General features: G+C 67.7%; 10 protein-coding genes. 9 read left to right on the top strand and 1 reads right to left on the bottom strand.

Annotated elements, in window-relative coordinates:
- Positions 1-10 precede the first annotated feature (10 nt).
- From C1931_RS02430 to C1931_RS02465, 8 genes are all read left to right on the top strand, one after another.
- Complete coding sequence (locus C1931_RS02430) at positions 11-1,273, top strand: sigma-70 family RNA polymerase sigma factor (RefSeq protein WP_108755290.1); 1,263 nt, start codon at positions 11-13, stop codon at positions 1,271-1,273.
- A gap of 105 nt (positions 1,274-1,378) precedes the next feature.
- Positions 1,379-2,575: a hypothetical protein gene (locus C1931_RS02435; RefSeq protein WP_108755291.1), complete on the top strand. Its 1,197-nt coding sequence runs from the start codon at positions 1,379-1,381 to the stop codon at positions 2,573-2,575.
- Complete coding sequence (locus C1931_RS02440) at positions 2,566-3,666, top strand: hypothetical protein (RefSeq protein WP_108755292.1); 1,101 nt, start codon at positions 2,566-2,568, stop codon at positions 3,664-3,666. The genes C1931_RS02435 and C1931_RS02440 overlap by 10 nt, the downstream gene beginning before the upstream one ends.
- 89 nt (positions 3,667-3,755) lie before the next feature.
- Positions 3,756-4,430, top strand: coding sequence for a hypothetical protein (locus tag C1931_RS02445; protein WP_108752036.1), 675 nt, complete (start codon positions 3,756-3,758; stop codon positions 4,428-4,430).
- Positions 4,431-4,446: 16 nt separating this feature from the next.
- Positions 4,447-6,114, top strand: coding sequence for a CsgG/HfaB family protein (locus C1931_RS02450; RefSeq protein WP_108757626.1), 1,668 nt, complete (start codon positions 4,447-4,449; stop codon positions 6,112-6,114).
- Positions 6,115-6,443: 329 nt separating this feature from the next.
- Entirely contained in the window at positions 6,444-8,093 is a 1,650-nt protein-coding gene (locus C1931_RS02455; RefSeq protein WP_108755293.1) for a M28 family metallopeptidase, read from the top strand.
- 163 nt (positions 8,094-8,256) lie between these two features.
- Positions 8,257-9,516, top strand: coding sequence for a histidine kinase (locus C1931_RS02460; RefSeq protein ID WP_108755294.1), 1,260 nt, complete (start codon positions 8,257-8,259; stop codon positions 9,514-9,516).
- Positions 9,506-10,276, top strand: a complete 771-nt coding sequence (locus C1931_RS02465; protein WP_108755295.1) for a LytTR family DNA-binding domain-containing protein — start codon at positions 9,506-9,508, stop codon at positions 10,274-10,276. Before C1931_RS02460 ends, C1931_RS02465 begins: the two co-directional genes overlap by 11 nt.
- A 72-nt stretch (positions 10,277-10,348) precedes the next feature.
- On the opposite strand, the gene C1931_RS02470 is transcribed toward C1931_RS02465, so the two are convergent.
- Complete coding sequence (locus tag C1931_RS02470) at positions 10,349-10,963, bottom strand: hypothetical protein (RefSeq protein ID WP_108748360.1); 615 nt, start codon at positions 10,961-10,963, stop codon at positions 10,349-10,351.
- A gap of 309 nt (positions 10,964-11,272) precedes the next feature.
- Between C1931_RS02470 and C1931_RS02475 the strand changes: the two genes are divergently transcribed.
- Positions 11,273-12,199 (top strand): oxygenase MpaB family protein, encoded by a 927-nt coding sequence (locus tag C1931_RS02475; protein WP_108755296.1) that lies wholly within the window; start codon positions 11,273-11,275, stop codon positions 12,197-12,199.
- The last annotated feature ends 98 nt before the right edge of the window (positions 12,200-12,297 follow it).

The raw sequence follows: 12,297 nt of genomic DNA on the forward strand, positions 1-12,297 counted from the left end.
TGATCGGCACATGGCCGAGCCCACCCTGACCCAGCGCATGGATACCCTGTGGCGAATGGAATCGCCCGTGCTGATCGCGCGCCTGGCACGGCTGCTGGGCGGTGACGTGGGCCGTGCCGAAGAGCTGGCCCAGGACACCTGGCTGGCCGCGCTGGAGCGCTGGCCGGCGCAGGGCATGCCGGACAACCCGGGGGCCTGGTTGATGACCACCGCACGCAACCGTGCCATCGATGTGCTGCGCCAGCACCAGCGCGTGGCCCAGCAGCACGCGCAGTGGGGCGAGCTGCTGCACCCGGCCGCGCTGCCCGCGCCCGATGACAACCAGATGCTGGAAGACGACCTGGGCGACGATCTGCTGCGGTTGATGTTCGTGGCCTGCCACCCGCTGCTGCCGGCCGATGCCCGGGTGGCGCTGACCCTGCGCCTGCTGGGTGGCCTGACCACGGTGGAGATCGCCCGCGCGTTCCTGCAGCCGGAGCCCACCATCGCCCAGCGCATCGTGCGCGCCAAGCGCACGCTGGCGCAGAAGCAGGTGCCGTATGAGGTACCGCGCGCCGACGCGCTGCCGGAGCGGCTTGGCTCGGTACTGGAAGCGATCTACCTGATCTTCAACGAAGGCTACGCGGCCAGCGCCGGTGATGACTGGATGCGCCCGGCGCTGTGCGAGGAAGCCCTGCGACTGGCGCGCATCCTGGCCCATCGCATGCCAGCACCGCCGGTGCTGGGCCTGTTGGCGCTGATGGAACTGCAGGCCTCGCGCGCGGCAGCGCGGGTGGACGCGCAGGGCATGCCGGTGCTGTTGGACCAGCAGAACCGCGCGCGCTGGGACTGGCTGCAGATCGCGCGTGGGCAGCAGGCGCTGGCGCAGGCCTTGGCCGCCGGTGGCCAGCACGATGTCTACGTGCTGCAGGCGCAGATTGCCGCCTGCCATGCCGCCGCGCGGCAGGCGGTGGATACCGACTGGGCACGCATCGCGGCGCTGTACGCACAGCTGTTGCAGGTGCTGCCTTCGCCGGTGGTGGCACTGAACCGCGTGGTGGCGGTATCGCGCAGCGACGGCGCGTTCGCCGCATGGGCGCTGCTGCAGCCGCTGCTGGACGATGCACGGCTGCAGGGCTATGCACCGTTGCAGGTGGTGCGCGGCGAGCTGTTGCTGCAGTTGGGGCGGGAGGCGGATGCGCGGGAGGCGTTTGCCATGGCGGCGGCACAGAGCCCCAATGCCGCCGAGCGCGCCGTGTTGCGGGAGAGGGCCGGCCACGCCCCGGAAAACTGAAGCCGACCAAGGCAGCACTTGTGGGCGGACGCCTGAGCGGCTATGTTTCGCGCCCAGCGAACGTGAATGCGTTCGCATTCCGTGTGTAGACCCAGGAGCGGTTGGATGTTTTCAAGGACGAAGAGCGCGCCGCGCGCTTTTGCGCGCCTGCTTGCCTATGCGTTGTGCCTGGCCGTCTGGCCGCTGGCAACCCAGGCCGCAGAGAAATCACAGCAGGCCTACTGGGCCGGTTTCGCCTATACCGCCGATGCCGCCGCCGTAAAGGCGACCACGCCGCACGCGCAGGCAGTGCTGGAATCGCGCGGCCTGCTGCCGTTGAACCAGACCCTGTGGCAGGCACTGCAACGCCGCAAGCCGGCGCAGCTGGAGCTGATCGACCAGCCGGTGGCCATGCTGGACGGCACCACCAGCGCTACCGTGCTGGCTGCCGCACTGGACCGCGAACTGGTGTCGGTCGAGCCGATCGGCAACCAGTACAAAGTGCTTGTGGAAGTGGCCCTGCAGGCGTTGTTCTTCGACTTCCGCGAGCGCCAGGTGATTGCGTCCTATCCGCTTACCCTGCAGCGCATTGACGTGCACGATTACCGCCCGGACCGCGACGATATCGACGCGATCGTGGCCGATCTGCTGTATGGCAGCGCCGATACCAGTCTGTCGCAGGTGCTGGCCCAGGCCCTGGCTCAGGCCAGGTTGCCGGAAGCGGCCACGCGCCGCCTGCAGGTGGGCGCGGTCACCCTGTCCGATGCCACGCTGGCCAAGCTGCCGGACCCGAAGTGGGCCGACACGCTGCGCGCCACCCTGGCCCACGAGCTGTCCAAGACGCTGTCGTCCAACACCGGCGTCGGCCTGCTGCCGCCGGCCTCGGGTCAGGCGATCGGCGGTGCCATGGCCGCGCGCTTTGCCGACGGCAAGGTCTACCAGCTGAAGATTCCCGAGGCCGATTACCTGATCAGCGTGCAGGTGGATGCGCTGAAGAACGGCGTGATCGAAGAAACCCCGGCGATGAAGACGATGCTGTTCGGCGCGTTCTTCACCGCGAAGGTGACCGAGCCGTTCTCGGGCAAGGTCTATTTCGAACAGCCGCTGCGCAAGGGCGCCACCAAGGTGGTGCCGGTCACGCAATGGCAGGTTGACCAGTGGTCGGCCAGCTACGAAACCCTGCTGGCGGGCTTTGATGCCTTCGCCGGCGCCGCCGCCAAGCGTGCCGATTCGCGCACCTGGCTGGACGAACAGAAGCCGGGCGGCCGCCCGTTGCAGCAGCAGACCCAAGCCCTCCAGGAGTTGATCAAGTCATGTCGTTGATGCGTACCATCCTGCTCGTCCTCATCGCCCTGGCGGTGGCTTCACCGGTGGCGGCGCAGTCCGCCAGCTCCCGCGGCACCGGATCGGCCAGCTACAGCCTGCGCCTGAGCGCCGGCACCCGTGCCGAAGCCCTGGAAAAGGCCAAGGTGAATGCACTGGAGGCGTACATCGCCGAAACCGGTGCAGCCAAGCTGCGCCTGTTCGAAGCGCGCCGCGCCGAGTTCATCGGTGAAATCGACCGCTACGTGCTCAGCGCCGTACAGCTGTCGGACAACGAAGACAAGAAGGCCAAGACCTACAGCGTGACCGTGCGTGCGGAAATCAACACCACGCTGCTGCAGACCAAGCTGGATGCCGGCTCGGCCGTGGCCGGCGCCACCGCGGCACAGCGTTCGCTGCTGACCTTCCTGTTCATGGCGCGCTCGCAGGACACCGTGCAGTCGTTCCAGGACAAGGAATACCGCCGCGCCGACGTGAGCACCAGCTACAGCGAGAACACCCGCGAAGGTGATTCGTTCCGTGGCAACTCGGTCAGCACCAACGGCAGCATCAACCAGAACGGCTCGATGTCGGTCACCACCGGCGGCAGCACCACCGCGCGCAGCGACAACATCAGCTGGAAGGTGGCCAATGCGGCGGAAGTGAACACCGCCATGACCGGTGCCTTCAGTGCCGCCGGCTATGAAGTGGTGGAAGCGGAGTACGTGGAAGGTGAGTCGCGCGGCCTGCTGAACATCGAACGCATCCGCAAGGATTTCAGCACTGGCAACGATCTGGCCCCGGCCACCCTGCGCGATACCGCCAACGGCATCCGCGCGGCCAACATTCCGTACATCGCGGTGGGCACGCTGGACGTGGGCATGCGCGATCGTGATCCGGCCAGCGGCAACACCCGCGTGTTTGTCACCGTGACCGGCAAGGTGCTGGACGTGACCGGTCGCTTCCCGCGCACCGTGTCGTCGGTCGGCCCGGTGCAGTACTCCGGTACCGGCCCGAACGAGACCGTGGCCCGTACCAACGCGCTGCAGCTGGCCGCTGAAAAGGCCGCGCAGCAGATGATCAACGAACTGAACGTCAAGGCCGTTCGCTGATCCGCCGCGTTCCAACGCCGGGCACGGCCCGGCGCTACCCCGTTGCCTGTGTGCCGCACCGCGGCCGTCTCTGTCATAAAGGAAATTCCATGATCCGCACTACCGCTCTTGCCGTGGCCATTGCCGCCGCCACCCTGTCGATGCCGGCCCACGCTGGCCTGGGCAAGCTGAAGGATCTGGCCGGTGCCGCCACCGGCACCTCCGCCAGCGCCTCCAGCGCCGCTGCACCGGACGAAGCCGCGCAGGAAGCGCTGGTGCGCCGTTTCGTCAGCTCGCAGTCGCATTCGCTGCAGGCACAGACCTCGTTCGCCCGTGCCTTCGGCCTGGCCGAGCAGGTGCAGCTGCTGGAAGCCGAGCGCCAGGCGCTGTCGTCCGGTTCGGTGAGCGTGGATGCCATGAAGAAGTCGGTCTCGGTGAGCGAGTCGGCCCAGGCCGCCATCGATGAGCGCGTGGCCGCGCAGCCGGAACTGAGCGCCGAATCGAAGCAGCACTACGCCGAAGGCCTGGTGTCGATGCTGGCCTCGGCCGCCGAAGCACAGAAGCTGGGCGGCGAAGCCGGCAACTTCACCGCGGGCATGAAGAACCTGGGCGCCACCCAGCTGGCCACCGTGGGCCGCAAGCTGGCTGCCGGTGCGTGGGTGGCCAAGGAATCGCCGGGCTTCATCAAGGGCCTGTACAGCTCGTCCAAGTCGGCCGTGACCTTCGCCAAGAAGAGCAAGGTGAAGGTGCCGTCCAACGCCGATTCGCTGCTCGACAGCCTCTGATCGCAGGTCCATGTCCATGCGCACCACCACCCGACTGATCGGCCTGGGCCTGGCCGCTGCCTTGCTGGCGGCCTGTGGCGACAAGGAAGCCCCGGCGGCAGACACCGCGCCGGTCCCCGCCAAGGAAAAGGCAGCCAGCGCGCTGGCCAGCAACGCACCGGCCGACGACGCGCCGTTGCGCGGCACGCCGGATTTCGGCGGCACCACCCAGGTCGCGCGCGAGGCCGATGGTATCGGCAGCACGCCGGAACTGGCGGTGCTGGCCGCCCTGCAATCGGCGGTGGCGCAGGTCAATGGCGTGCGCGTGGCCAGCCAGATGCAGGGCCTGCGCGCAGGCCTGCATGTGGACGTGGATGGGGAACACGTCGGCGACATCCGCGCCGACGCGTTCACCCAGCAGATGATTGCCGGCTCGCAGGGTGCGGTGCTGGGCTATGAAATCCTGTCGCAGGACGAAGTGCGGCAGCTGGATGAAGAGACCATTGCCCGCGTGCGCGCCAGCGATGAAGGCTGGAGCTTCAAGGGCTCGGCCTCGGCCAGCGCGTCGGGCCAGGCCTCGGCGAAGGCCTCCGGCGGCGGTGGTTCGGCCGAAGCCAGCTACAAGGAAAACTACGAAGAGAACGTACAGGTGGACGCCAAGCGCGGCGCCAGTTCGTTCGATTCGGACGTGACCCACCGCAGCATGCGCAGCTACTGGAAGGTGCGCGTGCGTGCGCAGATTGCCCAGTACCGCGCGCCGGACGAGCAGGGCAAGCCGAAGATCGTGGTGGCCCTGCCGCGCACCAAGTCCGGCAGCTATGCCGTGGGCGATGGTCGCGTGGATGCCGGCGAAGTGGCCGATGCCATTCGCGCACGGCTGTCCGATACGCTGACCCAGACCCAGCGCTTCATCGTGCTGGACCGCGAATTCGGTGATGAACTGCAGGCCGAGATCGACCACATCAACAGCGGCAACGTGCGCCTGCAGGACACTGCACGCATCGGCCAGCAGTTGGCGACCGATCTGATCCTGATTCCCACCATCGAACGCTTCGAGTACCCGCGCAGCGTGCGCAACCTGCGCATGTCCGATCGCCAGGTCACCTCGTATTCCGGTGGCGGCCGCATCACCCTGCGCCTGGTCAACGCCACCACCGGCCAGGTGGTGATGTCCGACAGCTTCGACCACCAGCTGGCCTCCACCGGCCCCAGCACGCTGCCGCGCGTGGTCAACGGCCGCAACATGGCCGCCTCGATGATGGAATCGTTGTCCGGGCAGATCGGTACGACCATCGTCACCACGTTGTTCCCTGTGTCGGTGGTGTCGGTGGACGGCGACCAGGTGGTACTGAGCCAGGGCGGTGAAACGCTGCAGGCCGGCCAGCGCTGGCAGGCCGTGCGCCTGGGCGAAGAACTGAAGGACCCGCAGACCGGTCGTTCGCTGGGCCGCAGCGAGCACCCGTGCTGCACCATCCGCGTGGATCGCGTGGCCGCGCAGACCTCGTACGGCACCATCGAAGACGGCGTGGACGCCACCCGTGGTGGCTTCCGCCCGGGCCAGATCGAGCTGCGGCAGAAGCTGGGCAGCAAGCCGGCTGCGGCTGCCACGGCAAGCGCATCGGCGGCACCGGCCGCCAGCGCACGCCCGGCCGCCAAGCCCAAGCCCAAGGCCGCTGCCGCACCGGCAGAAGACCCGAACTGGTAGGACATCGCGCGGGGTCAGAGCCCTTTCCCGTCGGGAAAGGGCTCTGACCCCTTCGTGTCTGTGTCCGTGTCGACCAAGGTCGACACCTACCATCAGGACCGAGAATCTGTCGAAGGCGGGGTGGGTCCGGTTGCGGGGGCGTGAGCCGCATGGATGCGGCGACCGAGCTTACATGGACGTACTTGCAGCGTCCCCCGCGACCGGACCCACCCCGCCGATCCTCAGGAAGCCAGCTGTAGCTTCTGTTGTTGCCCTGGCTTCGGCGGGTGCAGGGCGCAGCCCTGCCGAACCCCTTACACTCCGGTAGGTTTGTCCTGCTGGAGAGAGCAATGAAACGAGTGGCACTGGGCCTGCTGGCCCTTTCGGTAAGCAGCGCATTGATGGCGGCCACGCCGAAGTTCGACGGCGCGCGTATTTCCGCCGATGTGAAGGAGCTGGCCTCCGACGCGTATGAAGGCCGTTCGCCGGCCACCGCCGGCGAAGAGAAGACCATCGCCTACCTCAGCAAGCAGTTCGCCGACGCCGGCCTGCAGCCGGGCGGCGACCTGAAGGATGGCAAGCGCCTGTGGACCCAGGCCGTGCCGCTGCTCAAGGGCGATATCGTCGGCGCGCCGCAGCTGGCGCTGCACCAGGGCGGAAAGACCGTGGCGCTGCAGCAGGGCAAGCAGATTGCCGTGCGCGCGGCCATGAACGGTGCCAGCGCGGTGGATATCAGCAAGGCACCGCTGGTGTTCCTGGGCTATGGCGTGAAGGCGCCGGAACGCAACTGGGACGACTTCAAGGGCGTGGACCTGAAGGGCAAGATCGCCGTGGTGCTGATCAACGACCCCGACTTCGAGACCGGCAAGGGCGACTTCGACGGCAAGGGCATGACCTGGTACGGGCGCTGGCCGTACAAGTACGAAGAGGGTGCCCGCCAGGGTGCGCTGGGCGTGCTGATCGTGCATGAGACCGCGCCGGCATCCTACGGCTGGGCCACCGTGGCCGGCTCCAACACCAACACCATGTTCGACGTGGTGCGTGACAATCCCGCCGACACCCATCCGACGCTGGAAGGCTGGATCCAGCGCGATCTGGCGGTGGACCTGTTCCGCTCGGCCGGCCTGGATTTCGAGGCGCTGAAGAAGCAGGCGCAGCAGCGCGACTTCACCCCGGTGCCGCTGACCGGCGCCAGCCTGGATGCGAAGTACGCGGTGAAGACCGAGGTGATCACCTCGCACAACGTGGCCGCGCGCCTGGAAGGCAGCCGCTACCCGGACGAGACCATCGTCTACAGCGCGCACTGGGACCATATTGGCGTGGGTGAGCCCGATGCCCGTGGCGACCGCATCTTCAACGGTGCGCTGGACAACGCCAGCGGCACCGCTTCGCTGCTGGAACTGGCCCGTGGCTTCGCCAAGGGCAAGCGCCCGGAACGTTCGGTGCTGTTCCTGGCGGTCACCGCCGAGGAAAAGGGCCTGCTGGGTTCGGAGTACTACGCCACCCATCCGCTGTACCCGCTGGAAAAGACCGTGGCGATGATCAACATGGACGGCATGGCGCCGTTCGGTCCGTCGCGTGATTTCGGCATCTACGGCACCGCGCGCTTCGAGCTGCTGGACCAGTTGAAGGACGTGGCCAAGGGCTGGGACATCCGCTACACCCCCGACCCGAAGCCGGAAGCGGGCCTGTTCTTCCGTTCCGACCACTTCTCGTTCGCCAAGCGCGGCGTGCCGGCGCTGTCCTGGTCGGCCGGCCAGGACTGGGTGGACGGTGGCGTGGCGGCGGGCAAGAAGGCGTCCGACGATTACACCGCCAAGCGCTACCACCAGCAGGGCGACGAGTGGCAGCCGGATTGGGTGTTCGCCGGTGCGGCACGCGACCTGGAAGTGCTCTACACGCTGGGCAGCCAGCTGGCCAACTCGCGCAGCTGGCCGAACTGGAGCACCGACGAGTCGTTCCGCGCCGTGCGTGACGCCAGCGCCGACCAGCGCAAGTAAGGCAAGGCGGGGCGCTGCCCCGCCACCTACCGGTAGCGCCGGGCCATGCCCGGCGTTGCTGTAACAGCTTCCATCCCCGCTTTCCGGGGCTTCGTCGCAGGCCGCTTGTCTGCCCGGTGCGCCGGCCTATGCTCGGCTCACCCCTTCCCACCAAGGCACTGCCGTGTTCGCCAGCCTTACTCTCATTGTTCGTCATTTGTTGGCCTGGGCCGTGGCGCTGCTGGTGGCGGGCATGGTCTGGAGTGGCATCTTCAGCGGCATGAACGATGGCCCGGGCTGGATCTTCGGCCTGCTGGCGATGTTCCTGATGATTACCGCGCTGGGCAGCGCCATTACCCATGTGCGCCGGGTGTGGATGGTGGCCGGCAAGCTGGACGGCAGCACCCTGTCTGGCCGCCAGCGGCGCCAAGTGGAACTGCCCATGGACGCCGGCCAGGCCTACGCGGTGGTCGAGGCGGCGGTGGCCGAACTGCCGCGCGTGGAAGACGTGGAAAGTTCGGCCGGCAGCCTGCAGGTGCGCGCCTACGTGCGTCGCGTGGACCCCTGGAACGGCCGCCAGCCCTCGCGCTGGAACCTGCCGGCGCGGCTGGCGATCAAGCGCAACAGCGTGCAGGCCACGGTCACTCCGGGGCAGGGCACCAGTACGGTCACCCTGCTGTTCGAGCCCGATGCCGGCTGGTGGGCCGATCTCCTGGCGCTGGATGAAGGCAGCAACTACGAGAACGCCGAAGCGGTGACCCGCGCGATCAGCCGCCGGGTGGCCGACCAGCGCCGCGACGAACAGGCCGCCGCCGAGCAGACCCAGGTGGAAAAGGAACTGTCGGTGGCGCGGCTGAACCTGCTGCACGCACAGGTGGAACCGCACTTCCTGTACAACACGCTGGCCAATGCGCAGGTGCTGACCCGCACCGATCCGGGCCGCGCCGATCAGATGCTGGGGCACCTGATCCAGTACCTGCGCAGTTCGCTGCCGCAGGTGGATGAATCGGTGTCCACGCTGGGCGTGGAGCTGGAACGCACACGCGCCTACCTGGAAATCCTGCGCATCCGCATGGGCGCGCGGTTGGCGGTGGAAGTGCAGGTGCCCAACGAACTGCAGGGTGTGCACCTGCCGGCCATGGCCCTGCAGACGCTGGTGGAAAACGCGATCAAGCACGGCTTGGAGCCCAAGCCGGGTGGCGGCACGATCTGGATCCTGGCGCGTGGCTTCGATGACCACGTGACCGTAACGGTGGCCGACGATGGACTGGGCTTCGGCCAGGGCACCAGCGGCACCGGCATCGGCCTGAAGAACCTGCGCGAGCGCCTGCGCCTGACCTGCGGCGAGCAGGCCGGCGTGGCGATCGTGGCCAACTTCCCCTCGGGCGTGGCCGCTACCATGACCCTGCCGCAGCCGGCCAAGGAGCGCACCCATGCCGCTTGAAGCCCTGATTGCCGAAGACGAAGAACTGCTGCGCCAGGCACTGGTGGACCAACTGGCGCGGCTGTGGCCGGAACTGAAGCTGGTGGCCGCGTGCGAGGACGGCGCCAGCGCGCTGGAGCAACTGGCTGAGAAACAGCCGGACATCGCCTTCCTGGATATCCGCATGCCGGGCATCAGCGGCATCGAAGTGGCCCGTTCGCTGTCCGAACTGAGCCCGCGTACGCAGGTGGTGTTCGTGACCGCCTACGACCAGTACGCCATCGATGCGTTCGAACAGGGCGCGATGGACTACCTGCTGAAGCCGGTCAGCGATGAGCGCCTGCTGGCCACCCGCGAACGCATCCTGTCGCGCCTGCCATCCACGCGCCAGGACGATGCCGTGCTGGAGCGGTTGTTGCAGCGTCTGGGCCCGTCGCAGGCACAGCCCGAGCGTCCGCCGCTGGCCTGGATCACCGCCAGCAATGGCCGCGAAACGCAGCTGATCATGCTGGATGACGTGGTCTATTTCCGCGCCGACAACAAGTACACCACGGTGGTCACCGCCGAGGGCGAGAGCCTGCTGCGCACGCCGCTGCGCGAACTGCTGGAGGCGCTGGACCCGCAGCAGTTCCGGCAGATCCACCGTTCCACCATCGTGCACATGAAGGCGGTGGCGGCGGTCAGCCGCGACGATACCGGCAGGGGCGTGCTGCGCCTGCGCCAGCGCCCGGAAACGCTGGTGGTCAGCCAGCCGTTCATGAGCCTGTTCCGCGGCATGTAGCAGGCGCCAGAAAGAACAATGCCACCGTGGCAGTGCACGGTGGCATTGTGGCTCCCCCCGCTTTCCGGGTGATCAGAACGCCGGCTGCAGCGTCATGTCGTGGTGGTGTTCGGTCTCGCCCACATGGTTCAGGCGGCCCACCAGTTCCGAGTGCTGCTTCATGCGCCCGATCTCGGTCATGATGCGGATGTCTTCATGGCGCAGTTCGCGCCGGGCGGTGACCGCCTGCTTGTAGTCCAGCACTTCCGGGTAATGCTCGGCCAGGTCCAGCGCCTCGGCCACGCATTCCACGCTGTCGGCACTGGAGCTGATGCGCGCGCGGCTGTTGAAGGCCTTCATCCAGCGTTCGAAGCCGGCGGTGTGGTCGAACATGTTGGCCATGAACCAGATGACGAACAGGATCGACACCCACGAACCGAACACGATCACCACGCGGGTGAAGGTGATATGGAAGTCGTCGCGCCACAGGTAGTTGGCGATCAGGCCCAGGATCAGCAGCGACGCTGCCTGCCAACCCACGATCGAGGCCATCAGCCACTGGCACTTGGCCTTGGCCAGCACGGCCACCTCGTCGCGGATCTGCTGCTCGCTCAGGTTGCGCCAGTGCGCGACCTGTTTTTCGAACGGGCTGCTGTACAGCTCGTTGTCCCGCAGCAGCATTCCCAAACCCTTGAACAAAGCAATCATGGCTGGCTCCTTTCTGGAACGTGCGTCGATCAGCATTGGACGATGTGGCGGATTCAGTTCTAGCACTTCCAGCGGCCGGTGCAATGGGCGCAAAGCGAAGGGGCGCAAGGGTTTTGCCTGAATGCGTGAAGATTGGTGCGGCGCACCATCGCATTCACAGGCTGCGACAAGATGTCGCAGGGTGAATCGTGCTGCGTGCGCACATGCTGCTGCGGCGTGGCCGTCGGGCTCGCCGCAGGGCGCCGGATCGCCCAGAATCAAGCCGGACCGCGCAGAACCCGGTCGATTCCGCCACCCACTGGACCCCGTATGCCGCCGTTGCTGCACCGCTTGACCCGCCCGGTTACCGCGCCCATCCGCCGCTGGGTGCTCGACGCCTTCCCGCGTGGCCAGAGCGGCATCGATTACGACCACCCGCAGGGCGATCCCGGCTGGTTCGGGCCGGACAGCATCACCTGGCGCGTGCATGCGGAACTGCCGTCCATGCTGGCCGGCGGGCTGTGCGCGCTCATGCTGCAGACCCTGCACCCGCGCGCGCTGGCCGGCGTGTATGACCACTCCAATTTCCGCCAGGACCTGGTGGGGCGGCTGCGCCGCACCACGGCCTTCGTGGCCGGCACCAGTTACGCGCCCAGTGGCGAAGTGGAAACGCTGGTGGCCAAGGTGCGCCACATCCATGCGCAGATCCGCGGCCGCACCGCACAGGGCCAGGCGTATGCGGCTGACGATCCGCACCTGCTGACGTGGGTGCACGTGACCGAGGCCTACGGCTTCCTGCAGGGCTACCGCCGCTATGGGCGCGAGGTTCCCGAGGCGATTGCTGACCGCTACTACGACGAGTACCGCTGCGTGGCCGAGGCGCTGGGCGCGGTGGACGTGCCGCGCAGCGAGGCCGAAGTGGCGGCGTATTTCTGTGCGCGCCAGCCCGAGTTGATGGCCGATGCGCGTTCGCGCGAAGTACTGGACGTGCTGTCTGCGGTGAACCTGCCGGTGCCGATCCCGGGGCTGTCACGCGCGGTGTTCCTGGGCGCGGGCGCGGCGCTGTTGCCGGACTGGGCCGAGGCGATGCTGGAACGCACGACTGCACAGCGTGCGCAGGCGGCGGCTTCGGCGAAGCTGATGCAGGGCATGGCGCCGCTGTTCCGTCGCGCATTGCCCGATGGCCTGGCCACCCGGGCGTGCGCACGCATGGGCGTGCCGGTGGAGGTGTTGCGCGAGTGGCCGGCCGCGCGGTGATCCACGCTACGCGCGGTGATCCACGCTACGCGTGGATGGCACCCGGCGCCCCGCCTTGGGTAGGTGCCAACCTTGGTTGGCACAGCGTAGATCCACGC

The sequence above is a fragment of the Stenotrophomonas sp. YAU14A_MKIMI4_1 genome, from assembly GCF_003086855.1.
GTDB lineage: Bacteria > Pseudomonadota > Gammaproteobacteria > Xanthomonadales > Xanthomonadaceae > Stenotrophomonas.

What these genes read in the sequence shown, in the direction of transcription:
- C1931_RS02450 (WP_108757626.1), top strand. Translation starts at nt 4,447, where the DNA reads ATGCGCACCACCACCCGACTGATCGGCCTGGGCCTGGCCGCTGCCTTG.
- C1931_RS02465 (WP_108755295.1), top strand. Translation starts at nt 9,506, where the DNA reads ATGCCGCTTGAAGCCCTGATTGCCGAAGACGAAGAACTGCTGCGCCAG.
- C1931_RS02435 (WP_108755291.1), top strand. Translation starts at nt 1,379, where the DNA reads ATGTTTTCAAGGACGAAGAGCGCGCCGCGCGCTTTTGCGCGCCTGCTT.
- C1931_RS02455 (WP_108755293.1), top strand. Translation starts at nt 6,444, where the DNA reads ATGAAACGAGTGGCACTGGGCCTGCTGGCCCTTTCGGTAAGCAGCGCA.
- C1931_RS02440 (WP_108755292.1), top strand. Translation starts at nt 2,566, where the DNA reads ATGTCGTTGATGCGTACCATCCTGCTCGTCCTCATCGCCCTGGCGGTG.
- C1931_RS02470 (WP_108748360.1), bottom strand. Translation starts at nt 10,963, where the DNA reads ATGATTGCTTTGTTCAAGGGTTTGGGAATGCTGCTGCGGGACAACGAG.
- C1931_RS02475 (WP_108755296.1), top strand. Translation starts at nt 11,273, where the DNA reads ATGCCGCCGTTGCTGCACCGCTTGACCCGCCCGGTTACCGCGCCCATC.
- C1931_RS02430 (WP_108755290.1), top strand. Translation starts at nt 11, where the DNA reads ATGGCCGAGCCCACCCTGACCCAGCGCATGGATACCCTGTGGCGAATG.
- C1931_RS02445 (WP_108752036.1), top strand. Translation starts at nt 3,756, where the DNA reads ATGATCCGCACTACCGCTCTTGCCGTGGCCATTGCCGCCGCCACCCTG.